This window comes from Tateyamaria omphalii, assembly GCF_014651375.1.
Lineage (GTDB): Bacteria > Pseudomonadota > Alphaproteobacteria > Rhodobacterales > Rhodobacteraceae > Tateyamaria > Tateyamaria omphalii.
On sequence record NZ_BMWT01000002.1, the window covers coordinates 919,117 to 943,034 of the forward strand.

At 57.4% G+C, this 23,918-nt stretch carries 26 protein-coding genes; 15 read left to right on the forward strand and 11 right to left on the reverse strand.

The features are described from left to right. The 7 genes from lnt to miaB all read right to left on the reverse strand — a co-directional run bounded on the left by lnt (position 1) and on the right by miaB (position 6,577). Positions 1-1,512: an apolipoprotein N-acyltransferase gene (lnt, locus tag IE087_RS10160; RefSeq protein WP_189369189.1), complete on the reverse strand. Its 1,512-nt coding sequence runs from the start codon at positions 1,510-1,512 to the stop codon at positions 1-3. Continuing rightward, complete coding sequence (locus IE087_RS10165; RefSeq protein ID WP_189369190.1) at positions 1,509-2,396, reverse strand: hemolysin family protein; 888 nt, start codon at positions 2,394-2,396, stop codon at positions 1,509-1,511. Before IE087_RS10165 ends, lnt begins: the two co-directional genes overlap by 4 nt. 45 nt (positions 2,397-2,441) lie before the next feature. Continuing rightward, entirely contained in the window at positions 2,442-2,936 is a 495-nt protein-coding gene (gene ybeY / locus IE087_RS10170) for an rRNA maturation RNase YbeY (protein ID WP_189369191.1), read from the reverse strand. A 61-nt stretch (positions 2,937-2,997) separates the two neighbouring features. Next, complete coding sequence (locus tag IE087_RS10175; RefSeq protein WP_189369192.1) at positions 2,998-3,963, reverse strand: PhoH family protein; 966 nt, start codon at positions 3,961-3,963, stop codon at positions 2,998-3,000. 171 nt (positions 3,964-4,134) lie between these two features. Beyond that, the gene (locus IE087_RS10180) at positions 4,135-4,449 is read right to left on the reverse strand and encodes a hypothetical protein (protein WP_189369193.1); all 315 of its coding nucleotides are present in this window, start codon (positions 4,447-4,449) and stop codon (positions 4,135-4,137) included. A 10-nt stretch (positions 4,450-4,459) separates the two neighbouring features. After that, positions 4,460-4,978, reverse strand: coding sequence for an OmpA family protein (locus IE087_RS10185; protein ID WP_189369320.1), 519 nt, complete (start codon positions 4,976-4,978; stop codon positions 4,460-4,462). A gap of 276 nt (positions 4,979-5,254) precedes the next feature. Continuing rightward, positions 5,255-6,577, reverse strand: a complete 1,323-nt coding sequence (miaB, locus tag IE087_RS10190; RefSeq protein WP_189369194.1) for a tRNA (N6-isopentenyl adenosine(37)-C2)-methylthiotransferase MiaB — start codon at positions 6,575-6,577, stop codon at positions 5,255-5,257. Positions 6,578-6,704: 127 nt separating this feature from the next. Between miaB and IE087_RS10195 the strand changes: the two genes are divergently transcribed. Continuing rightward, positions 6,705-7,571, forward strand: a complete 867-nt coding sequence (locus IE087_RS10195) for a hypothetical protein (protein WP_189369195.1) — start codon at positions 6,705-6,707, stop codon at positions 7,569-7,571. 297 nt (positions 7,572-7,868) lie between these two features. Beyond that, entirely contained in the window at positions 7,869-9,155 is a 1,287-nt protein-coding gene (locus tag IE087_RS10200; RefSeq protein WP_189369196.1) for an MFS transporter, read from the forward strand. Positions 9,156-9,228: 73 nt separating this feature from the next. Here IE087_RS10200 and irr read toward each other — a convergent pair whose 3' ends face one another. Both irr and IE087_RS10210 read right to left on the reverse strand, forming a co-directional pair. Further along, complete coding sequence (irr, locus tag IE087_RS10205; protein WP_189369197.1) at positions 9,229-9,648, reverse strand: Fur family transcriptional regulator Irr; 420 nt, start codon at positions 9,646-9,648, stop codon at positions 9,229-9,231. A 73-nt stretch (positions 9,649-9,721) separates the two neighbouring features. Beyond that, positions 9,722-10,507: a 2OG-Fe(II) oxygenase gene (locus tag IE087_RS10210; protein WP_189369198.1), complete on the reverse strand. Its 786-nt coding sequence runs from the start codon at positions 10,505-10,507 to the stop codon at positions 9,722-9,724. A 123-nt stretch (positions 10,508-10,630) separates the two neighbouring features. On the opposite strand from IE087_RS10210, the gene fabA reads away from it, so the two are divergent. The 4 genes from fabA to IE087_RS10230 all read left to right on the forward strand — a co-directional run bounded on the left by fabA (position 10,631) and on the right by IE087_RS10230 (position 13,760). Continuing rightward, positions 10,631-11,140: a bifunctional 3-hydroxydecanoyl-ACP dehydratase/trans-2-decenoyl-ACP isomerase gene (fabA, locus tag IE087_RS10215; RefSeq protein ID WP_189369199.1), complete on the forward strand. Its 510-nt coding sequence runs from the start codon at positions 10,631-10,633 to the stop codon at positions 11,138-11,140. A gap of 7 nt (positions 11,141-11,147) precedes the next feature. Then, a complete protein-coding gene (locus IE087_RS10220) occupies positions 11,148-11,654 on the forward strand; it encodes a GNAT family N-acetyltransferase (protein WP_189369200.1) in 507 nt (168 codons plus the stop codon). Positions 11,655-11,730: 76 nt separating this feature from the next. Next, a complete protein-coding gene (fabB, locus tag IE087_RS10225; protein ID WP_189369201.1) occupies positions 11,731-12,960 on the forward strand; it encodes a beta-ketoacyl-ACP synthase I in 1,230 nt (409 codons plus the stop codon). Positions 12,961-12,968: 8 nt separating this feature from the next. Continuing rightward, complete coding sequence (locus IE087_RS10230; RefSeq protein WP_189369202.1) at positions 12,969-13,760, forward strand: enoyl-ACP reductase FabI; 792 nt, start codon at positions 12,969-12,971, stop codon at positions 13,758-13,760. A 128-nt stretch (positions 13,761-13,888) separates the two neighbouring features. Here the strand turns inward: IE087_RS10230 and IE087_RS10235 are convergent, their stop codons facing one another. Then, entirely contained in the window at positions 13,889-14,542 is a 654-nt protein-coding gene (locus IE087_RS10235; RefSeq protein WP_189369203.1) for a LysE family translocator, read from the reverse strand. 189 nt (positions 14,543-14,731) lie between these two features. Between IE087_RS10235 and IE087_RS10240 the strand changes: the two genes are divergently transcribed. Continuing rightward, on the forward strand, positions 14,732-15,091 hold the full coding sequence (locus IE087_RS10240; RefSeq protein WP_189369204.1) for a hypothetical protein: 360 nt from the start codon (positions 14,732-14,734) through the stop codon (positions 15,089-15,091). 45 nt (positions 15,092-15,136) lie between these two features. Here the strand turns inward: IE087_RS10240 and IE087_RS10245 are convergent, their stop codons facing one another. After that, positions 15,137-15,571, reverse strand: coding sequence for an FKBP-type peptidyl-prolyl cis-trans isomerase (locus tag IE087_RS10245; RefSeq protein WP_189369205.1), 435 nt, complete (start codon positions 15,569-15,571; stop codon positions 15,137-15,139). A gap of 134 nt (positions 15,572-15,705) precedes the next feature. Between IE087_RS10245 and IE087_RS10250 the strand changes: the two genes are divergently transcribed. The 8 genes from IE087_RS10250 (at position 15,706) to IE087_RS10285 (ending at position 23,876) form a co-directional block, all read left to right on the forward strand. Continuing rightward, the gene (locus IE087_RS10250; protein WP_189369206.1) at positions 15,706-16,392 is read left to right on the forward strand and encodes a haloacid dehalogenase type II; all 687 of its coding nucleotides are present in this window, start codon (positions 15,706-15,708) and stop codon (positions 16,390-16,392) included. Continuing rightward, entirely contained in the window at positions 16,389-17,207 is an 819-nt protein-coding gene (locus IE087_RS10255) for an alpha/beta fold hydrolase (protein ID WP_189369207.1), read from the forward strand. The genes IE087_RS10250 and IE087_RS10255 overlap by 4 nt, the downstream gene beginning before the upstream one ends. Next, complete coding sequence (locus tag IE087_RS10260; RefSeq protein ID WP_229801332.1) at positions 17,186-18,175, forward strand: threonine ammonia-lyase; 990 nt, start codon at positions 17,186-17,188, stop codon at positions 18,173-18,175. Before IE087_RS10255 ends, IE087_RS10260 begins: the two co-directional genes overlap by 22 nt. Continuing rightward, positions 18,172-19,362, forward strand: coding sequence for an endonuclease/exonuclease/phosphatase family protein (locus IE087_RS10265; protein ID WP_189369208.1), 1,191 nt, complete (start codon positions 18,172-18,174; stop codon positions 19,360-19,362). The genes IE087_RS10260 and IE087_RS10265 overlap by 4 nt, the downstream gene beginning before the upstream one ends. 5 nt (positions 19,363-19,367) lie before the next feature. Continuing rightward, positions 19,368-20,156 carry a 3-oxoadipate enol-lactonase gene (gene pcaD / locus IE087_RS10270; RefSeq protein ID WP_189369209.1) on the forward strand — a complete coding sequence of 263 codons (789 nt, stop codon included), beginning with the start codon at positions 19,368-19,370 and terminating at the stop codon, positions 20,154-20,156. A 3-nt stretch (positions 20,157-20,159) separates the two neighbouring features. After that, a complete protein-coding gene (locus IE087_RS10275; protein WP_189369210.1) occupies positions 20,160-21,482 on the forward strand; it encodes a lyase family protein in 1,323 nt (440 codons plus the stop codon). After that, positions 21,479-22,708, forward strand: a complete 1,230-nt coding sequence (locus IE087_RS10280) for a TCR/Tet family MFS transporter (RefSeq protein WP_189369211.1) — start codon at positions 21,479-21,481, stop codon at positions 22,706-22,708. The genes IE087_RS10275 and IE087_RS10280 overlap by 4 nt, the downstream gene beginning before the upstream one ends. Before the next feature lie 73 nt (positions 22,709-22,781). Beyond that, positions 22,782-23,876: a Zn-dependent alcohol dehydrogenase gene (locus IE087_RS10285; protein WP_189369212.1), complete on the forward strand. Its 1,095-nt coding sequence runs from the start codon at positions 22,782-22,784 to the stop codon at positions 23,874-23,876. The last annotated feature ends 42 nt before the right edge of the window (positions 23,877-23,918 follow it).

Below are 23,918 nucleotides of genomic sequence, written 5' to 3' on the forward strand. Positions count from 1 at the left end.
TTACGCCCCAAGTACAGGCGCGTCAATGGGCGTATGGCGGGTGCGGAAACGATGCAGCACGGAAACGATCAAACCAGCCAAAACCAGCCAAATCCAAGGCAAATCACCCGTTAGACTGTATAGGGTTGGCGCACCCGGTTCAGGCAAGGTCGCATCCAGGAACCCAGCTTCGTTAAGCGCCAAAGAGGCCGTAACACGTCCCCGCGGATCAATTACGGCAGAGATACCAGTATTTGCCGCTCGGATAAGCGGTAACCCCTGTTCGATGGCCCGCATCTGCGCCTGCGCCAAGTGTTGTTGTGGCCCTGACCGCACTCCGAACCAGGCATCGTTGGTCAACTGCATCAAAAAGGTCGGGCGCACCGATGTGCCACCGACATCGTGCGCAAAAACAGCCTCATAACAAATCAGCGGCAGCGCTGCCCCCAAAGGCCCCATATCCATGACAACCGGGCCTGGCCCACGCCCATACCCGCTGTCAGCTCTGTCAGCCAATGCGCGAATGCCGAGACTTCGAAAGAGGCCTGGCAGCGGCATGTATTCGCCGAATGGCACCAAGTGATGCTTGTCATACGTCTGCGTGACCTGTGCCGTCGCATCCAACATGACAAGACTATTGTAGTAAACACCGTCGTCACTGCGCTGAATACCAAGAACAACCGGCGCGCCCCGTGCGGCTTCGGCTATGACATCAAAGGCCGGTTGCGCGGTTTCGACCAAGTAAGGCAAGGCCGTCTCGGGCCAGACAATCAGGTCCGGCACCGATCCAGCAGCAGTATATTCGATCTGACGATTGATAAAGACAGGGATGCGTGCCGGGTCCCACTTTTCATTCTGCGGTGCGTTGGGCTGAACCAATCGAACCATGTGCTCGGTCAAAGGGGCTTGGCCCCCCGCCGGTGGGATCAAGACAGGCACCAAAGCACCAACCATCAATACCCCCTGCGACCAAAGGCGTTTGGCAGAAACCACAGCGGCCAAAGCCATTAACAGGGCGAACGTAACACCATGTGGTCCGCCTAAGGCCAAGAGCTGTCCGGCAAGGCTGTCCACTAAGGCTTGCGGCGGCGTGGCCCAAGGGAAACCCGTGAACAAATATGCCCGCAAGATTTCAGCACCAGTCAGGCTGAACACCAGGATCCAAGCCTGACCGCCGCACCAATTCGCCAAAGCCAATGCAGCTGACCAGAACAAACCAAGCAAGATTGCCAAAAGAACGAGGGCGAAGGGAGCCATCCAGCCCGTATTGGCCGCATCAACTTGAAATGGTTCCGTTATCCAGTTCAGCGTTGCGCCGAAATATCCTACGCCAACGGCCAGGCCTATAGAGGCAGCCTGAAGTGTGCGGCGCACCACTCGTAGCAGCAGGAACATCGCAATGAGCGGAACAATGATCGCCGGTGCAAAGTTTGCGGGCGCATGAGCCAATGCCCCCACCCCGCCGGCGGCGATCCCCAGCAGAAACAAAACCCAGTTCGGCCACGCGGACACCTGGGCACGGGATAGGTTCATTTGGCAGGCTCCGGCCCCTTCAAGCGCACTCGCATCCGTTTGATGCGGCGTGGATCGGCGTCAATCACCTCGAATTGCGGACCGTCCGGATGCAATACAACCTCTCCCCTTGCGGGAACACGCCCAGCCAGCATGAAAACCAAACCGCCCAGAGTGTCGATGTCTTCTTCATCTACATCGTCGTGCGTGGTCAAAGACACACCAATCTCTGCCTCAAACTCCTGCAACGGCGTCTTCGCAAGGGCAAGATAACACCCAGACTTTTCACGCGTGAACAAAGCGCCCTCGTCGACGTCATGCTCATCTTCGATTTCGCCGACCACTTGCTCGATCAGATCCTCGATGGTTACCAAACCATCGACGCCGCCATACTCATCTATGACAAGCGCCATGTGGCGCCGTTCGGTCTGCATCTTGGTGAGCAGGACACCAATGGTCATCGAAGGCGGAACAAAGAGCAAAGGTCGCAGGCGCGCGCGGAGGTCATAGTTTGCAGCACCGCCGTTAAAACCATGCTGCAGCGCCACGTCCTTCAAGTGAGCGAAGCCGATGGGAGTGTCCAGAGTCCCCTCAAACACAGGCAGTCGTGTGTATCCACTGTCCTTGAAAACCTCGACTAATTCATCCAGTGACACGGTATCTGGTACGGCGGTGATATCAGCCTTTGGCACGGCCACATCTTCTACCCGCAAGCGACGCAGGTTGATCATACCATGAGATTGTGGCCGAGGGGGCGGCACTTCGGACTTGCTCTGAGTGCTGTCCGACGGGCTGAGCGCGCCAATGACGCGCGCCAGAAATCCACCACTGTTGGAAGGTTCGGTCATGTCAGTATCTGACTGCGCGCGTTGCGCCGCGTCAGACGATCCGTCGATATCGCCCATTGGCTCCTATCCAGTTCGTTTGGGCCATGTGGCCCTGAATGCGACCTAATATGGGTCAGACACCCCCAGTTTGCCAAGTATTTCGACCTCAAGTGTCTCCATGCGCGTGGCATCATGGTCACGGATATGGTCATAGCCAAGCAAATGTAGCGTTCCGTGAACAAGCAAATGGGTCACATGGTCCGCCAAGGGCTTACTTTGCTCGGCAGCTTCCCGCGCACAAGTGTCATATGCGATTGCGATATCGCCCAGGCTGATCGTACCGCTCGGGTCGGGCCGTGGCGGTACAGGAGCCGCACCCTCGATTTCCGAAGACAAATCCTCCTCGGGCCAACTTAGTACATTCGTTGGCACGGCCTTGTTGCGAAAATCGGCATTCAACACCGAGATACGGGCATCGTCACAAGCCAGCACCGACAACTCGGCCCGCATCACATCAAGCGCGGACAAGGTTCCGCAGATCGCGGTGTCCGCCAGCGCCTCAAGACCCAAATCCTGCCAGCGACTATCTTCGATCAGAATATCTATTTCGTGTGGCAACTGTCAGTACCGGGGGCCAGCCCCTCGAACCTCCGAAGTATTTTGGCAAGGCAAAACGGCATCAAGACGCTTCTGCGTCTGCCTCATAAGCCTCAATGATCGCGGCAACAAGCGGGTGACGCACCACGTCCTTGGAAGTGAAATAGTTGAAGCTGATGTTCGGAATGGTCTTGAGCAGTCTTTCAGCGTCAGCCAGACCGGAATCAACACCGCGCGGCAGGTCAATTTGGGTCCGATCACCCGTGATCACCATGCGTGATCCTTCGCCAAGACGGGTCAGGAACATTTTCATCTGCATGGTCGTCGCATTCTGTGCCTCGTCCAGCACGACAAAAGCACGCGACAGTGTCCGTCCGCGCATGAAGGCAAGCGGCGCAATCTCGATCGTCTTTTCTTCTTTCAGTTTGGCAAGCTGTTTGCCCGGAAGAAAATCATTCAGCGCATCATAGAGCGGCTGCATGTAAGGATCGACTTTCTCTTCCTGAGTGCCCGGCAGAAAGCCCAACCGCTCACCCGCCTCGACCGCAGGGCGACACAAAATGATCCGGTCCACGTGGCCCGATATGAACATCGACACGCCAACGGCAACAGCAAGGTACGTCTTGCCGGTGCCTGCAGGCCCAATGCCAAACGCCATTTCATTTTCGAACAGCGCTTGAACATAGCCCTTTTGCGCATCCGTGCGCGGCTCGACCAGCTTCTTTCGCGTCTTGATCTCAATGCGGTTGCCAACGGGCATTTCCAACTGATCGCCCTGCCGAGAGCCCGTGCCTTCTTCGGACTGTCCCATACGCAGCTCTCGATCCACATCGGCCGGTTCAACGTCCTTGCCGGTCTCAAGCCTTAGGTAGAGCGCATTCAAAACATCCGCGGCCCGCGTTTGCGCCCCCTCTTCACCCAAGACCGCCAACACGTTTCCCCGTCTCACGATCTGCACTTCTAGGGCGGATTCGATGGCCGTCAGATGGCTGTCATAGGGACCACACAGGTCAATCAGCAAACGGTTGTCGGGAAATTCCAGGACCATCTCCCGGGGCGGTTGGTCTAGGGTCAAATGTCACTCCTTGAGTCTGTATTGCCACTAGGGTCGCAAGTTCAGCGTGATGGCGCAACGGGATGTTGGCCCTTTTTACGCCTCTGAAACAAAAAGGCCGAGGCGTTGCGCACGCCCCGGCCTCGAGATTTATGTGCGTCCCAATCAATTGGGGTCATTGATTGTCGAACCACCTTTGAAATCACCAACTGTTTGGGTCGGCGGGGCGACTCCAGAACAGACCGGTTTGCCATATTTGTCGAGGCGGGCAGACAGATATCCTTCGATGCCATCGTCGATAATCCAATGATCGCAGCCATTCGGATCCACCCAGATGCCGGCTTGCAGTTGGCTCAGGCTCTTTCGATCTGTTCCGCGATCAATAGACTTGTCAGGTGACAGGCCGTCGCCCAATCCGTCCGCACAGGCGGCGAGGAAAAGACCGGACACGGCAAGCGGGACGAGTTTCAACTTGGTCATGGTGCGTCCCCTATTGAATGCAAATGATTTCGACACGACGGTTGGCTGCCATGCCCTTCGCCGTATTGTTGGGCTGTGCAGGCAAGCGTTCACCATAGCCGCGCACATCCGCAATACGTGCACCTGACTGTTGCGCAATGGCTGCTACAGCATTGGCTCGATTGAGCGACAGGCGCAGGTTGTATGCATCGCTGGCACGGCTGTCGGTATGCCCGGTGATGATAAAGGCTTGCGCTGTCGATCCCTGGAAAAACTGCGCAAGGCGATCACGCCCCGCCTTGTGGATACGGAAACTGTCAGTTTTAAAAAACTGATCTGTATTCATCACGCCGCACAGGTTTCCGCGTCGGCAAACCGGTATGCCCTTCCGATTGACGTGCGGGGTCATGTAACCCTCGGCCCCGTCGTCCATGACCCAATGCTCACAGCCATCCGGATCCACCCAGATGCCCGGAATATATTGCCCTCTGTCACGCCCTTCTTGCGACCGCGTTTGACCAAAAGCCTGCGCAGACACATCGGCAGCCATCAGTGATGTCAGCACCACCGCGGTGGCAGCCGCAGTAGCGAAAAGCTTACCAACTGTTTTCGAAAAATTTTTCGTCACAGTCCTGTCCCTTTTTGTTGGTCCCCCGCAAGGATCAGAAACATGTCTGGAACAAGCTGACCCTCGCTACTCTGATGGAAAGGGTAGGCAATTATTGATACTCTGTGAACCCGTATTTAACCACATATTGTGTCAGAAACGGCCGCGGTTACAATTGAGCCGGGTAATTTGTGCACAAATTCCCGGCAAAGCCTCAGATCAGTCGATAACACCGGCCAGCGAGTTTGCCGCGGCCTCAACGATTCTCACGCGCGCGATCTCACCCACTTGCACATTTGCATTCGCGACATGGACCGCGTGCAAATAGTCACTTTTGCCGCCCATCTGCCCAGACAACCGACCCGGCTTTTCGAACAACACGTTCACAGTCCGCCCCACCATACCATCCTGTATGGTTCTTTGCTGGCGCGTGATGAGAGCTTGCAGCCGTTGCAGGCGATCATCTGCTTGTTCAGGGGCGACTTGCGGTCGTTCTGCCGCAGGTGTTCCGGGCCGGGTCGAATACTTGAAACTATACGCGTAGCCGTAATTCACCTCTTCCACCAAATCGAGGGTGGCCTGGAAGTCATCTTCGGTTTCTTCCGGGAAACCCACGATGAAATCACCCGACATCAGGATGTCTGGCCGGGCTTCACGGATACGTTCGACCAATCGCAAATAGCTATCTGCAGTGTGGTTGCGATTCATCCGCTTGAGGATCCGATCGCTGCCGGATTGCACAGGCAAATGCAGGTAGGGCATCAGCTTGGAACAAGTCCCGTGGGCCTCAATCAGGTCATCTGTCATGTCGTTAGGGTGGCTTGTGGTGAAACGGATGCGCTCCAAACCGTCCACCTTGTCGAGATCCCAGATCAGCTTGGCCAACGTATAATCGGATCCTTCGGGGCCAGCACCATGGTACGCATTTACGTTCTGTCCCAGCAATGTGATCTCGCGCACGCCACGCTCAACCAGATCGCGCGCTTCGGTCAGGATTCGATCCACCGGGCGGCTCACCTCTGCTCCACGCGTGTAGGGCACCACACAGAAAGCACAAAACTTGTCGCATCCTTCCTGCACAGTCAGAAATGCGGTTGGGCCGCGCTGAGCCTTTGGACGGCTCTTGAGTTTTTCAAACTTGTCCTCTTCCGGGAAATCCGTATCGAGTGCTTTTTCCCCAGCTTGCGTCTTTGCTTCCATCTCGGGCAACCGATGGTAGCTTTGCGGCCCAACGACCAAATCAACAAGGGGCTGCCGTCGCATGATCTCTTGCCCCTCGGCCTGCGCAACACAACCTGCCACACCGATCTTGAGGTCCGGTTTTTCCGCCTTCAGACCTTTGAATCGCCCCAGTTCGGAATAGACTTTTTCCGCAGCTTTCTCTCGAATATGACAGGTGTTCAGCAGGATCATGTCTGCATCATCGGGTGTTTGCGTTTCGACATAACCCTGCCCGCCGAGCGCCTCGGCCATCCGTTCACTGTCATAGACATTCATCTGGCAGCCATAGGTCTTGATAAAGAGCTTCTTCGGCGTCGTCATGGGCTTCAATCCCGGATCATGCGGATGGAATGCGGGCTGTACCAGCCTGCCAGACATCTTGCAATGCGGCGCGGATTAACCGAAATTTGACGCCAATAGCGCCACAAGACGCCAACCGGGGCACAGAATGCAATTCGACAGTTTAAACAGCTTCATTCGTGACAAGGACGCCGTTCCGCAAAAGGGACCCATTGCCATAGTGCTGATTGAGGACGATGTCGAAGTGGACACGACCCTGCGACACCATCAGCAAGCCGGTTTCAAGCAAGTGATCGCGTTCATGCCAAAACGGTTCAAACTGGCCCGCGACCTTTCAGAGACGTTGATACGCATCGATTTTGACACCTCGGCTCCAGATGCGCTTGAGACGGCCGTGAACGGGGTCATTGGTATCGTGCCTTCCGGCACGTGGATGTACTATTGCTACAACGCAGAATTTCTATTCCACCCGTTCTGCGAAACCAGGTCAGTCGGAGAAATGCTGACTTTTCACACCGAAGAACGCCGCGATGCAATGCTGACTTACGTGGTTGACCTGTACGCCGATGATCTTTGGTCTTGCCCCGACGCCGTTTCGCTGGACCGCGCGCATCTGGATCGATCAGGGTATTATGCCCTCGCCCGCCCGGGTGAAAACGGGCATCCGAAAGAACGTCAGTTGAATTTCTACGGTGGTCTGCGCTGGAGATTTGAAGAGCATGTGCCCGAAGCGCGGCGCAAGATCGACCGTATTTCACTTTTTAAAACCAAACCTGGCCTGAAACTGCGGAACGACCACACGTTCAACGACGAGGAATACAACACCTACGCCTGTGAATGGCATCACAACCTGACCGCAGCGATCTGTTCGTTCAGAACCGCCAAGGCGTTGAAGTTGAACCCCGGCAGCACGTACGACATCGAGACATTCAAGTGGCACAACTCGGCTCCCTTCGAATGGCACTCGCGGCAATTGCTGGACCTTGGGTTGATGGAACCTGGACAGTGGTTCTGAGCATCGCAGAGGTTGCCCACAGGTATCCACTCTATTTATTAAATTTATTAAATATTGCCTCCAAGCACCGGCTGGGCCCTTCGCTGTGCTCAAGCCATTTCAAATGGAGCTGCGCCGGTTTGCGATGATCCCGGCGTTGGAGCGCGTGTGTCACGTTCGTTGGTTACCCACCGCTGTGGCGGTGCAACAGCACTGAATCCGGCGCGGCCCGAACAGCTTCTTCAACCATCAAGACAACGTCGCACTGACGGCTCCAGCACTCTTGTACCCTCGTCCCGTGCAACCCATGGTGCGTAGATGGAGTCGGATATCGAATTTTCATTCCAGAACCTGACACCCGCTGCAAAGCGGCACATCCGGCTGTTCCAGCTTCATCAATTCCTCGACCGGTTTGCGATGGGACTGACCGTGTCCGTGGTTGCATTGGCGTTGGTCGACCGTGGCATGGATCTGTTCCAGATTTCGCTGTTGTTCGGTGCCTATTCCGTCACGACGCTGACCATGGAATTACCTTTTGGAGGGCTGGCAGACAACATCGGGCGCAAGCCAGTCTTTCTGGCGGCGACCGTTGCCAGCCTGACTTCACTCGCCCTGTTTCTGTCATCAAGCGACTTTTACGTTCTGGCCCTTTCCTTTGCCTTTATTGGCTTCGGGCGCGCGCTACGCTCAGGCACGTTGGATGCGTGGTTCATCGAGCATTTCAAAGCCAAGGCGCAGAATGTGGACGTGCAACCGGCCCTTGCAAAAGCGCAATGGGCCAACGGTATGGGTTTGGCATTCGGAGCGATCGTTGGCAGTTGGTTGCCAGACGCCTTCGGTGCCATCGCGGTCCAATATGGATATAGCGCCTATGATGTCGCCTACGCGGCCAGTTTTGCGATGATGACTGCAGTTTTGATTTATACCCACTTTGCCATAGTCGAAGAACCACGGCCGCTGCATCCAAAAGCGCTTGTTCAGGGGTTTGCAAACGTACCGTTTGTTGTCCGCGACGCCGGTGTGCTCGCGCTGAGACACCCCACCCTTTCCCTGCTTCTGGCGGCCTTGACGCTTTTGCTTATGGCGACGAACCCGGTCGAAGTGCTTTGGCCCACCCACGTCAAACCAATGCTGGAAGAGGGTTATGCCAACACCGTGATTGGCCTGTTGACCGCAGCCTGTTTTTTCTCGATCGCCATTGGCGCGTCACTGTCGCCGCATATCAACCGCGTTTTCAGGCGTCAGAATGCAATGACACTTACAGTTGCTGTGGGATGCATTGCTGTATTGCAAAGTGCATTGGCTTTGCAGGGCGGTGTGGTGGGTTTTGTTATTGTCCTGATCGTCTATTTTGTGGCCCTGGGGGTTGGGGAAACACCTGCCAGCAGTATTCTGCATTCCAGTGTGGAGAACCATCAACGGTCAACCATGTTGTCGCTGCGTTCGTTGGTGCAACAATTGGGGGCAACCATTGGTCTGATCCTTGTTGGCGCTATCGCCGAAGGATATTCGACCCCAATTGGCTGGATGGTTGGCACATTATTCACTTTTGGCGCTGTGCTTCTGACAAGCCTTTTGGCTAGAAGACCAAATAACAGCTTATAGCAGCAAGTGACAGGTTACACTAGGTAAGCCTTCAGCGCTGGAGTGTGTTGCACCCTCGTGCTCTGTATGGAAATCAGTCTTTGCGGCGCAAGCGGATAACAACGTCCACAGACGCAATTTCCGCCCCTTCAGGCGCGTCAGGCAGTTGCGCGATCACCAGCTGATCCGACGGCGCATCGGTCAGTTTCGCTTCATCTTCCCAAAAAAAGTGTGGGTGATCATGGGTGTTCGTATCAAAGTAGCTTTTTGAGCCATCGACCGTCACTTCCTGCATCAGCCCAGCGTCACAGAACGCACGCAAAGTGTTGTACACAGTGGCAAGGGACACAGCTTCGCCTTGATCCTTGGCTGCTTCAAACAGGCTCTCCGCCGTCACGTGGCGATGTTGACCATCACCAATCAACAGCGCGGCAAGCGTCACGCGTTGCCGAGTCGGGCGTAAACCGGCCCCTGCAAGCCATTCGCTTCCCACTTTGTGCTGCGTTTCGATCATGCGATCCTCTTACCCTTATACCACTTATAAAGGGCCATCGTTCTGCAATTCAATCGCAAAAGGGGTTAGGGCATTATGCCACACGCCCGAAAAAGCCCATCTGCTCCTCTTCGGAAAAGGACCGGCCGGGAGTGTCATAGTGTGACAGCACCGCGACAATCCGGGACGTTCCGGGGCCAACAGTCGACACGCGGTGCGCGGTGTTGACCCCCAGAAACACGTTCAGCGTGCCTGCGTTCTGGGTGAGCTGGGTTGGGGTGATGCGACCAGCCAGAAGATCGGCGATGCCCGCATGATTTGGGTCGTCGTCGCTGCGCAGGTCCTTGGCGTATTCAAAAAACCCGCCTTGGGTTGCCTCCTGCAACAAGAGCGTCGTAGTGAAAATCGAACGGTCAAAATGCCAGTTCAGCGCCTCGCCCGGCCGGTACTCCAGCACGTTCAGTCCCGCCAGCGCGTCATCCATCGTGTACAATTGTGGTTTGCCCATGACAGCCGACAGAAAGGCCGCGAAGGCGGGCCATTGGTAGATGTCATCAAGCGCCGTGCCTCGCATCTGGTCATGGCACAACGTGTGGTTGGCCGTCTCAACCTTGGTCAGGGCTGGGTCGTCCGCGGAAAGCCCGTCAACCGCATCTTTGAAGTAGATGTTGTGCCAGCGACTGTGGTGAAAGCTTTCGACCCGCATCCGCGGGTGTACGTGGTCGAGGACAGAGGCCAATGCCCCCGGTTGCATGAAACCGGGGAGGTTAAACAGACCTTCGCGCGCCAGCCCGGCCTTTGCATGGGCAACCAGTGCGTCCCATTCCGGAGTATTCGGGCGATGAAGCGGATAGCGGTCGAGATCGATGATGTCTTTCATTGTTTGACCCTGCCTCACATCCAATAACCAGACAAGTCGCCGCTCTTGCGCCCTTTGCCCAGCCGGTGCTAGACGAACCGGACCCCATAACGGGACCAGACCCGCGACAAAGAAGAGGCCCGAATGGCAGACTACCCCACCAGCTTCGACAAGGACGATTTGTTGAAATGCGCACGCGGAGAGCTGTTCGGCCCCGGCAATGCGCAACTGCCCGCGCCCCCCATGCTGATGATGGACCGGATCACGGATGTGTCTTCCGATGGCGGCGCACATGGCAAGGGGCACATCGTTGCCGAATTCGATATTGCGCCAGATCTTTGGTTCTTTGACTGTCATTTCCCCGGCAACCCGATCATGCCCGGCTGTCTGGGTCTGGATGGTCTGTGGCAGTTGACCGGCTTTAATCTGGGCTGGCGCGGCTGGCAGGGGCGCGGCATGGCCGTGGGCGTGGGCGAGGTCAGGCTGACGGGCATGGTCCGCCCGGACCGCAAGATGCTGACCTACAAGATCGACTTCAAAAAGGCGATCCAGACCCGTCGCCTGACCATGGGTGTTGCAGATGGCATCGTCGAGGCCGACGGCGAAATGATCTATGATGTCAAAGACATGAGGGTCGTTTTGAGCGAAAGCTGATCGCATCATGCCAGCAACCCAACTCAAGACGGAGCGGTTGGCACTTGATTCCCTGACTGTTGATGACAGCGCGTTTGTGAAGCGACTGGTTCAGAACTTGCGTGTCCGCGCCTATCTGGGAGGTGTTGTCTCGGCAGACCAGCTTGACGGCATTGTTGACAAATATCTCGAATTGCAACGTGACGGACATGTCTGGATTGCCAGATTTAGTGAAAACATCTCCATTGGATTGATCTTTGTGACCCCGCACCATAACGGGGTGGCGCCAGAATTGTCATTCCAGTTCGATCCCCGTTACTGGGGACATGGGCTTGCATATGAAGCCTGTCAACGTGTGCTGACCCACTGCGAAAACGATCAGGACTTACGATCCATTGTGGCAGAAACGCAGGAACGCAACGCGCCGGCCCGACGTCTTTTGCACCGCCTTGGCTTTCAAGAAGTCACGCGACTGCACAGATTTGGCGCCGATCAAGTCGTTTTTTCACTCGATCTGAACACGAACCGCAATTGACTTGCGAAGCAAGGCGGTTGCGCCCACCTGCCCCCCCGTCCTACATACCCCCTGACTAGAACGAAGGAGTACGCGCATGCGACGCGTCGTGGTGACGGGACTTGGGATTGTCTCATCCATCGGAAACAACACCGATGAGGTGCTGGCGTCACTCAAAGCGGGCCGTTCGGGAATCGAAGCCAGCGAAGAGATGGCGGAACATGGCTTTCGCAGCCAGATCGCCGGAACGCTGAAACTTGACATAAAAGAACATGTGGAAAAGCGCACCCTTCGGTTCATGGGGCCGGGCGCTGCCTACGCCCATATTGCGATGACCCAAGCCATTGCAGATGCGGGGCTCGAAGAAAGCGACATCGTGAACCCGCGAACCGGTTTGGTTGCCGGGTCCGGTGGTCCATCGACATCCGCCATGCTTACGGCGCATCAGACGGTGCTGAAGACGGGCGCCACGAAGCGCATTGGTCCATTTGCCGTACCCAAATGCATGTCCTCGACAATCAGCGCAAACCTGGCGACGGGTTTTAAGATCAAGGGCATCAACTATTCCATCACCAGTGCGTGCTCGACGTCGCTGCATTGTATCGGCAATGCGGCTGAACAGATCATGCTGGGCAAGCAGGATGTAATGTTTGCCGGTGGCGCCGAAGAATTGGATTGGACTCTATCCTGTCTTTTCGACGCGATGGGCGCGATGTCATCGAAATACAACGACACCCCTGCCCGGGCGAGCCGCGCCTTTGACGCTGATCGCGATGGGTTCGTCATCTCGGGCGGCGGCGGGATGGTCGTGCTGGAAGAGTTGGAGCGCGCCCGCGCGCGTGGTGCGAAAATCTATGCCGAAGTGACCGGGTATGCAGCGACGTCCGACGGCCATGACATGGTGGCCCCATCTGGCGAAGGTGGGGAACGGGCCATGCGCGCCGCGTTGGAGACACTGCCGCAAGACCGCTCAGTCAGCTACATCAATGCGCACGGCACATCGACACCTGTTGGCGACGTGGGCGAGATCGAGGCCGTACGCCGCGTCTTTGGCGAGGGCATCACGCCGCCTGTCAGCTCAACCAAGTCCATGACTGGTCACGCACAAGGTGCTGCTGGCGCGCTCGAAGCCATCTTCAGCTTGTTGATGCTCGACAATGATTTCATCACGCCTTCGATTAACGTCGAAACACTTGATCCGGGGCTGAATGCATCCGAGATCGCGACCGAAATGCACCCGGATGTGGGCCTTGACTCGGTGATGACCAATTCTTTTGGCTTCGGTGGCACCAACGGATCGATGATCCTCTCAAAATTTCACGGGTAAAAATCAATATGACGGGATTGCTTGAGGGAAAACGCGGCCTTGTGATGGGCGTGGCGAACGATCGGTCCATTGCTTGGGGCATTGCCAAGGCAATGCACGAGGCCGGTGCCGAACTGGCGTTCAGCTATCAAGGTGAAGCATTTGGCAAGCGGCTTGAACCGCTGGCAGCAAGCGTTGGCTCGGATTTCATGGTTGACGTTGATGTAACGGATGACGCGTCGCTGGACGCAGCGTTCGAAGCCTTGGAAGCCCGCTGGCCGACAATCGATTTTGTCGTTCACGCAATCGCATATTCAGACAAATCCGAACTGACCGGCCGTTTCCTGAACACCAGCCGCGCCAACTTTAAGCACTCGATGGATATCTCGGCCTACTCCTTCATCGAAGTCGCACGCCGCGCACATCCAATGATGATCGAGAACGGCGGCACGCTGCTCACTTTGACCTATCAGGGATCAAACCGGGTTGTGCCGAACTATAACGTGATGGGTGTCGCCAAGGCCGCTTTGGAGTCCGCGACACGCTACCTTGCCAACGATCTGGGTCCCGAAGGAATCCGCGTAAACGCCATTTCACCCGGTCCAATGAAAACGCTGGCCGGTTCAGCTATTGCCGGCGCACGCAAAACCTACAAACACACGGATCAGAACGCTCCCATGCGTTCGAACGCCACGCTGGATGCCGTGGGCGGAACGGCCGTTTACCTGTGCTCTGACGCCGGGGCCTGCACCACAGGCGAGATCATCCGCGTCGATGGCGGGTTCCACGTTCTGGGCATGCCACAGCCGGATCACCTGTAACTGCCGGCACATCTCGCAGTAGCGGTTGACACGCATCCTTGCCTTTCTACCGTGTGGAGTCACTTTGCCGGGCGTGCGTGGTTGACAAGGACGTATTCCCTTGAACCGTTTACGTTTGCAAGCAGTGTCTACTTACCGTCCGACTGCAATTCCGCGGGACTTTCCAACAACAGAAGTCGAACACCCACGGCGACAATGAGAAAACCGGCCGCCCTTTCCAACATGATCCGGATGCGATGCGACTTGCGCAACAATGCGCCAATCGCACCGGAGGATGCCGCCAAGCCCATCTCCACCAAAAGCGCGACGGCACGCATCACCAGTCCGAAGATCAGGAATTGTAGGCCTACTGAGCCTGCCTCTGGATCGACGAATTGCGGCAGGAACGCCAGCATGAAGACATGGCTCTTGGGATTGACAAGGCTTGCGGTGAACCCCTCCCTCATCGCGATAACTGGTGACACTGGCCTACTGCCTTCGGAAGGACCAAAAACCGTTCCAAACAGCATGCTAAGCCCGCGCCAGATGAGATAAACACCACCCGCATAGCGGATCACATCGAAGGCGAGCGGATTGTTGGCGACAACAGTCGCCAGGCCAAGGGCGAGAAGAGGAACCTGCACAGCACCTGCAAGGAAAAAGCCCAGCGCTGTGTAGGCAGCCGCACTGCGTCCTTGCGACAGCCCGCGACCTACGATGAGGAACAGATCAGGCCCCGGGGTCAAGGCCAGCAGCACAACTGCGAGCGAGAAGGCAAAAAGGGTCAGTGGATCAATCAGCATATGGCCATGCTAGCCTAATCTCGGTGACTTGTTCCAGTACGTGAAACTCGGGCTGAATGCCCCGATTGCATGATCCCGCAGCGCAGGAAGTTGGCGGCGACGTGACACATTAATGCTTTTCTAACCGAAATCAGCAAAAACTTGGCAAAGCGCCCAAAATTCGCCCCTATGGCAAGTTATCATTGATTCATGGCACGAGATCAGATCGAAAACGCACGGGTTCTGGAACGACGCGCCGCTCGCACGCGGCGTTCCAAGTGGTTGGGCCGTTTGTTGTTTTCACTGACCGGCATGGGCCTTCTTCTGGCACTACGGATGAATCCGGGGATCTTGGAAGACGTCGTGGCAATGGCCCATGACGTACCCCCGCGTGCAGAATCATCAACTTTCGAAAAGCCGGCAGATGTACATGTCCGGCAAATGCCGAAGGATGTCGTGCCCGTGCGCCGGGGCGGCACATTGCCACGAACCACATCCATCAGTGACAACACCCAACAACAGGCAGCTACGATTGCAAATGCACTACATGGTCCGGCATCGGATCGTTGATGGGACGGTGGGTGGGGCGTCGTTGCGCGGCAGCAGCAACGCGCGTCAGCCAGCGTTGATGGCAACCACTTCAAAATCAAAGGTCAGGTCTTTACCAGCCAGCGGGTGGTTGGCGTCCAGCATGACCTCGTCATCACCCACGTCGACAACAGTCACAGGCATCGGTTGGCCCTGAGGTGTCTGCATCTGCAGTTGCAGACCAACCTCAAGCGGGATTTCATCCGGGATCGCATCACGCGGCACGCCCTGCCGCAAAGCCGGGTTGATCGGGCCATAGGCTTGATCACAAGGAATATTGACCTTTTTCTTCTCACCCTCGGTCATGCCCGGGAGGGCGACATCAAGCCCCGGAATGATCTGACCGGACCCAACTACAAACTCAAGCGGGTCGCGCCCGTCCGAGCTGTCAAAGACGGTGCCATCCAGCAAAGTCCCGGTATAGTGGATGCGCACGGTATCGCCGTCCTTGATCGCGGTCATGGTCCATCTCCCAACATGTCTGTCTCTTTGACAGATGGCACACACTGCCTGTCCATGGCAGTAGGGTAAACCCCACCTCGCCCCTTTTCGTTCGTGTGCCTCCGTGCCAGTCTGTGCACAAAGGAGTGCCACCATTGCCCATCACGACATGTATTTTTGACGCCTACGGCACGCTTTTTGATGTTGCGGCAGCCGCGCGCATTGCCGCAGCAGAGCCGACCTATCCACAATTGGCAGACACATGGCCTGCGGTGGCCGAACACTGGCGGCAGAAACAACTGCAATACACATGGCTTCGCGCCATCACCAATGCGCACACTGACTTCTGGCAGGTCACACGAGAAGGACTTGATTGGGCACTGGAGCGCAACGGCCTTGCAGGCGACGCAGCCCTACGCGAGCGTCTACTGGCGCTTTACTGGGAATTGCAGGCCTATCCTGAAGTGCCCGCAATGCTGCATGCCTTGAAGGATGCCGGAATGAACACTGCCATTCTGTCGAACGGGTCGCCGGATATGCTGAACGGGGCTGTTCAGTCGGCCGGGATTGATGATGTGCTGGACGATTGCCTGTCCGTGGAAAGTGTCGGCATCTTCAAACCCGACAGTCGGGTCTATGACCTTGTCGGCCAACGTTTTGGATGTGCCGCGAACGAAGTGCTCTTTGTGTCCTCAAACGGATGGGACGCCGCAGGCGCGTCCGGCTACGGATTCACGACGGCTTGGGTGAATCGCGCAGGTGAGCCCTTGGACCGCCTGCCATGGGTGCCGCAGCATGTATTGACCGACCTGACCGGCATTCTGGAGCTAGCCCGAGCATGAGCACATTTCAGACGTCGGATGGCCTGTCTCTGTACTTCGAAGATCATGGTGAAGGGCTGCCGCTGCTGTGCCTGCCCGGCCTGACCCGCACCACACAGGACTTCCAGTACATCACGCCGCATCTTCCGCCCTGTCGCCTGATCAAGCTGGACTATCGCGGACGTGGGCAATCACAATGGGATGAGAACTGGCAGAACTATACTCTACCGGTCGAGATACGCGATGTGATGGAATTGATGGATCATCTGTCGCTGTCTGCAGTCGCAGTTCTTGGCACGTCACGCGGTGGGCTGAATGCCATGGCACTAGCGGCCACTGCACCGGATCGCCTACTCGGAGCGGTCCTGAATGACGTCGGACCAGAGCTGGACCCGGCAGGTCTGGCCGGCATCATGACCTATCTGGGGCACCGTCCCGCCGTGCACAGCATGGCCAAAGCCGCTGCCGCGTTGCCTCATGTTCTTAAAGGGTTCGAGGGCGTTCCAGCAGAGCGCTGGATGCAGGAAGCACACACGCACTTTGTCGAAACGAAAGACGGCCTCGACATCACTTATGATCCACGCCTGCGCGATGCGGTCGAAGCAGGTGAAGAGATGCCGGACCTGTGGCCCTTCTTTGACGCGTTGGCGGGCAAGCCTCTGGCCCTGATCCGCGGAGCAGGATCTGACTTGTTGAGCGCGGAAACGGCGCGGAAAATGCAAGATCGTCGTCCTGACATGATCTTTGCAGAGGTCCCGGGACGTGGCCATGTGCCGTTTTTGGATGAACCTGAAGCCTTGGCAGCAATACGAGCATGGATGGAGAAGTTGGTTTGAATATTGAAATGATCCGCGCAGCGGCCGCTCGGCTGAAGGGGCATGCACGCAGGACCCCATTTCTCAATTCCCCCTTCATCGATGAAATCGCGGGCCGTCGTGTCTGGATCAAACCAGAGTGCTTGCAACATACCGGCAGCTTCAAGTTCCGTGGGGCATGGTCCGCCCTATCCGCCTTGGACGAGGCGACACGGGCCGCAGGTGTCATCGCCTTTTCAAGTGGCAATCATGCGCAAGGCGTCGCACTTGCGGCTCAGATGCACGGCGTGCCGTCCGTCATCGTTATGCCCAGCGATGCACCCGTACTGAAGATCGCCAACACCAAGGCGCTTGGCGCCGAGGTTGTGCTTTACGAGCGTGGGTCGGGTGATCGTGACGTGATTGGTGCGCAACTGGCCAAGGAACGCGGTTTGACACTCGTCAAACCTTTCGATGAACCGCAAGTGATTGCGGGCCAAGGGACAACCGGTCTTGAGATCGCGGAACAGGCGGCGGCTGTCGGGGTAACGGCAGCAGACGTAATCGTCTGCTGTGGCGGCGGTGGATTCACCAGCGGCATTGCCCTTGCGCTTGAGGCAGAGGCCCCCGGTTTGCGTGTGCGTCCGGCTGAACCGGAAGGGTTCGACGACGTTGCCCGGTCTCTGCGCTCGGGCCAGATTGAACGGAACACAGCGGTATCGGGCAACATCTGTGATGCCATCATCACGCCTCAGCCCGGCCACCTGACCTTTCCAATCATAAAGCGTTTGTGCGGCCCCGGCCTTACGGTCAGCGAGGACGAGGCTCTGCATGCTGTTGCACAGGCGTTTCTGCGCCTGAAGGTCGTTGCTGAACCCGGCGGCGCCGTGGCCCTTGCTGCCGCCTTGTGTCGGCAGGATCAGATAGACGGGGACGACGTGATCGTCACCATTTCGGGCGGGAACGTGGACCCTGACCTATTTGAACGCGCATTGGACACACTTTCATGACCGAATTCACCATCGCCAGTTTCAACGTCAAAAACCTGATCGGGCCGGATCAGGAATACTATCGCTTCCAGCAATACACACCTGAGGAATACGCCTGGAAAGTTGATTGGTTGTCCGAGCAGGTCCAAACCATGGATGCTGACATCATCGGCTTTCAGGAGATTTTTGAGGAAAGCGCACTGCAAGAGGTGATTGATGCTGCCGATGCCGAGGGCATGGCTGACAATGCCCAACACATCCCCGGCCCCAACAAGCGCTATCGACGTAAGGCGATCTTTCGCAAGCTGGCCTATCGTCCCTATACCAACGCTGCATTGGCCGTGGCTGCGAATGTTAATGATGGCGGTCCGGGGCAGCGCCGTCCGGGTGTCGCAATCCTGTCGCGCTTTGGCTTCGAGGGTGAGCCAGAGATCATTCAGGACCTGCCTGAACCCTTGGACATCGATTTTGGTCCCATGGGTCCTGATGGCGGCGGCAGCTTTCGACTGACGCGTCTGAGCCGCCCGATCCTCAAGGTGCGCATCCCTGTTGGCAACCACGTCATAACCGTCTTCAACTGTCATCTAAAATCGAAACTGGGTGAGTTTGTTCGACCTGAAGGTGCCGACTTTCCGCCGGAAGTGGATTTGACCCGTTACGACCCGGTGGGCCGGGCGCTGGGTGGTCTACGCGCTTCATTGCGTCGGATGGCGGAGGCCTGGGTGCTGCGCCGTGCTATCATCGCCGAGTTGCAAGCTGGGTACCCAGTGATGGCCATGGGCGACTTCAACGATGGTGAGCATGCCGTCAGCTCGGAGATCATCAGCGGCGAGCACCCCTTCAAGAACTACGCCTGGATGCTGCGCCACGACGCTGAAACACCGCGGGATCGGTACTCGGAGCAAGAGGACGCGCAAATACGCGAGGACATTGAGGCGGTGCGCCTGCATTCGGCAGAAAAACAGTTCATCCGCAAGTCGTCTCGCGACATGGTGTATACGGCAGCGTTTGGCGGTGTGTACGAAAGCATCGACCAGATATACATGTCTCGCCATTTTCTACCTGACGCAAAGGGAAGCATCGGGCAGATGGACTATTTCAGCGTATTGAACGATCATTTGACCGATGGCAGCCATGCCGAGGCGCCGTACAACAAGCTCGCCTCGGATCATGGGCAGATCATCGCGCATATGCGGTTGAAGGATTAAGCACCATGCACATGGCGGATTTGGGCGACGTACGCCTGCACTACCGCATCGACGGCCCAAAAGATGGCGCGCCTATGGTCTTCGTGAATTCGCTGGGGACCGACATGCGGCTGTGGGATCCGATCCTGCCCTTACTTCCCGATGGTTTGCGCATCCTGCGATTTGATAAGCGGGGTCACGGACTGTCGACCTGTCCGCCCGCACCCTACTCCATGGGGCAACTGGTCAGTGACTGTGAGCGGTTGATGGACCTGCAGGGCTTCAAGGATGTGATGTTTGTGGGCCTCTCTATTGGCGGCATGATTGCTCAAGGGCTGGCGGTGAAACGGCTGGACCTGATGCGCGCCATGGTGCTGTCGAACACCGGTGCCAAGATCGGCACCAAGGAGATGTGGGCCGACCGCATTCAGGATGTGAAGACCGGCGGGATCGAGGCGTTAGCCGATGCGGTCATGGATCGCTGGTTTTCAAAGGAGTTTCACCAGACATCCGAATTGGAGCTGTGGCGCAACATGCTGATCCGGCAAGAGGACGCGGGATACGCAGGATGCTCGGCGGCGATCTCCGGCACGGATTTCTTTGCCACGACGGCCACCTTACGCCTTCCCACGCTGGGCATTGCAGGGTCCGAAGATGGATCGACCCCGCCCGATCTGGTGCGCGAAACCGTCGATCTGATCCCAGGAAGTCAATTCCATCTAATCCGCAAGGCGGGTCATTTGCCATGCGTCGAACGACCAGAAGAATTCGCCCGTGTCCTGACAGATTTTATGCGCGCGACGGGGCACATCTGATCCATGGCTGCTTCGGTTTTTTCGTCCGCTCTGTATGGGCAGTTGTTCCCGACAGGAGAGGTTGGACGACTGTGGTCCGACAGCGCCGAAGTACGTGCGATGCTGCTGGTCGAGGGCGCTTTGGCCAAGGTTCAGGGCGCGCAAGGCATCATCCCGGAAGTGAGCGCATCCTATATCCATCGCTCGTCCTTGGAGGTCCAAATTGATCCCGCAGGCTTGGCTGACGCGACAAGCCAAAACGGTGTCAGCGTCCCTGCCCTTGTGGCCGAGTTCCGCAAGGCTATGAAAGCACCGGAACATGCGCAATACGCGCACTGGGGCGCAACAAGTCAGGACATCATCGACACCGCACTCATTCTGCGCCTGCGCCAAACCTTGAGCACTCAGCAGGATGTATTGAGCAGATTGCTCAAAGCAATGGGCAATCAGGCCGAGATGCACGCAGAGACACCCATGGTCGCTCGCACCTATGGGCAGCATGCGACGCCCACCAGCTGGGGAGCCGTATTGGCGCAGTGGGGGCAGCCCCTTACTGATGCCATGCAGGAATTGCCAGCCTTGCGGGAAAGCTCTTTGTGGGTATCGCTCAGCGGCGCGGCGGGGACGGCATCAGCCTTGGGACCAAAGGCGAATGAAACACGCGCAGAGCTGGCTGACGCGTTGAAGCTGCGCGATCCTGGCCGCAGTTGGCATACTGACCGTGGACCCGTCCTGCGTATTGCGGATTGGATGGCACGGATCGTGGCATCCCTTTCTGCTATGGGGCAGACTGCGGTCGCGCTGACAGCGACCGAATGTCAGGAGATGGCCTTGGATGCGGCGGGATCATCTTCGACGATGCCACAGAAGCAGAACCCAGTTGGGCCGTCGGCACTTGTGGCTCTTGGTTATCAGATGACGGGTTTGCGTACATCCTTGCAGGCCGCTGCGGCACACCAGCACCAGCGTGACGGGGCGGCTTGGTTTACCGAATGGATGGTGATGCCGCAGATAGCACTATGCTGGGCGGCATCGATCAGTGTTGCGGACACGCTTGTATCAAGCTGGAAACCGAACATGGCAACGATGGCATCTAAATTTGACGGTCTGGGCGGCGTTCACGCCGAGGCGTTGAGTTTTGCCTTGGCACAGCAGATGCCTCGCCCTGACGCGCAGGCAGCCACCAAGACACTGATTGCCGACGCCGTCGCATCGGAACAATCCTTGGAGCATGTTGCACGCACCGCTTACCCGGATTTGCCCGACACTCTTTTTGACCCATCCGCCCAACTGGGCACGGCCCCAGCAGACGCACGCGCCTTTGCCGAGCGGGTAAAAGCCTTGTGAAGCTACCGGTCGTCTTCATCCTGCTGACCGTCATGATCGACGCGATGGGCATTGGCCTGATCGTGCCAGTCATGCCGGACTTGATCCAAGAGGTGCAAGGGATGGGCTTGGGCACTGCGGCCCTCTGGGGCGGGGTTTTGTCGACCACCTTTGCTGCCATGCAATTCCTGTTTGGGCCACTATTGGGTGCCTTGTCGGACCGCTATGGGCGTCGTCCCATACTGCTTGTGTCGCTGATTGTGTTGGCGCTCGATTACTTGGTCATGGCCGTCGCTGGCACCATATGGCTGTTGTTGTTGGGGCGGGTTGTTGGCGGCATCACAGCGGCCACGCAATCCACCGCAAACGCCTATATGGCCGACATATCGAAACCAGAGCAGAAGGCTGCCAATTTCGGGCTGATCGGAGCCGCCTTTGGCATTGGCTTTGTGCTGGGTCCGGCCATGGGCGGGTTTCTGGCGGAATATGGAACACGTGCACCGTTCTACGCGGCAGCTGGCCTGGCAGCGGCCAATGCGATGTTCGGCTACATCGTTTTGAAAGAAACCGTCGATGACCGCATTCGGCGCCCGTTCACGTGGTCCCGCGCCAATCCCTTCGGACTGTTCAAGCATCTGGGAAAATTGCCGGGTCTTGGACCGCTCCTGCTGGTGTTCTTCATCTACCAGATCGCGTTCATCGTCTATCCGGCAATCTGGGCCTATTACACGGCAGAGCGTTTTGACTGGTCACCCGGTATGGTCGGCGTATCACTCAGCCTCTTTGGCATCTCGATGGCCGTGGTGCAGGGCGGACTAATCCGCCCCATCCTGAGGTTCCTGGGCGAGCGTGGCGCGGTCATATATGGCCATATCGCGGATGTCGCGGTGTTTCTCTTGATCGGCTTTGTCAGTTCTGGGACATGGCTGCTGATCCTGACCCCGCTTGCCGCCTTGCCGGCGGTCATCACACCCGCCTTGCAAAGCATCATGTCCCAAGCTGTGGGCGACGATGAGCAAGGTGAGCTGCAGGGAGCGCTCGTGTCGATTTCCGCCCTTGCAATGATCGTGTCGCCAATGCTGATGACCACAGTCTTCTATACGTTCACCACTCCGGAGACGGGCGCATACATGCCCGGTGCACCGTTCCTCTTGGCAGCCGTTTTGATGGCACTGGCACTTATGGTCTTTGTTCGAAAGACAGGAACGACCGCCGCACACAACGTCAGTGGATCAACTGCGCCTTAGATCGGTCGTTTTCCGGCTTGCTTGCGCCTCGCCACTGCGTCACCGTTGCTGCTAACACAGACGAAGGGACGACATGCAAACCATCAAAGCCGCCGTGTGCCATGAATTCGGAACGCCCCTTGTGGTCGAAGACATTCTTATCCGCCCCCCCGAGATGGGAGAGGTCGAAGTGACGCTGGACGCGGTCGCTATTTGCCATTCAGACATTTCCTATGCCGATGGTGCCTGGGGTGGCAGCTTGCCTGCTGTCTACGGGCACGAAGCGGCCGGTTTGGTCAGCGCAGTTGGTCCCGGCGTGGTCGGCCTGACTGAAGGGGATAGTGTTATCGTCACGTTGATCCGGGCCTGCGGGACGTGCCCGTCTTGTGCCAGCGGCAAGCCCACGATCTGTGAAACGCCGTATGATGGGGACCAGGGTCCGATACGCACAGCCAACAACGGAAAGCTGCATCAGGCGATGGCATGTGGCGCCTTTGCCGAGAAAGTCGTGGTCGACCAGAAGCAGTTGGTGAAGATTTCCAACGACATCTCGAAAGAGGCTGCAAGCCTGATCGCCTGCGGTGTGATCACCGGGGTTGGTGCGGTGGTGAATGCGGCTGGTCTGCGGGCCGGACAGGATGTCGTCGTCATCGGGGCGGGCGGTGTTGGTCTGAACGCTATTCAAGGTGCCCGCATTGCTGGTGCCCGCCGAATTGTCGCCGTTGATATGACCGAGGAAAAGCTGGACGACGCCAAGGCCTTTGGGGCGACGCATGGCGTGCTGGCCACGGGAAAATCGCCATGGCGCGCCAGTTACAAAGCCCTCGGCGGCAAAGGTGCAGAAGCAGTTATCGTGACCGTCGGCGCCATCCCCGCCTATGAACAAGCCCCCAAATACATGGGACGGGGCGGCAAGGTCGTTATGGTCGGGATGCCTCACTCCGGGGCCACGGCTGAATACGAACCGGTTATTCTGGCTGCCATTGGTCAGGGCATGGTTGGGTCCAAAATGGGCGACGTTGTGATCCAACGCGACATTCCGTGGATGGTGGACCTGTACCAACAAGGCCGCTTGCAGCTAGACAGCCTGATTTCGGGGCGTTGGTCACTGGATCAGATAAATGAAGCGATCGCCGACACGAAGTCTGGTACCGCACGACGGAACGTCATTCTGTTTGATAGGCCGTAAGGGGGTCAGCCCCCTCGCCCTTTGGCCTCACCCCCAGGATTA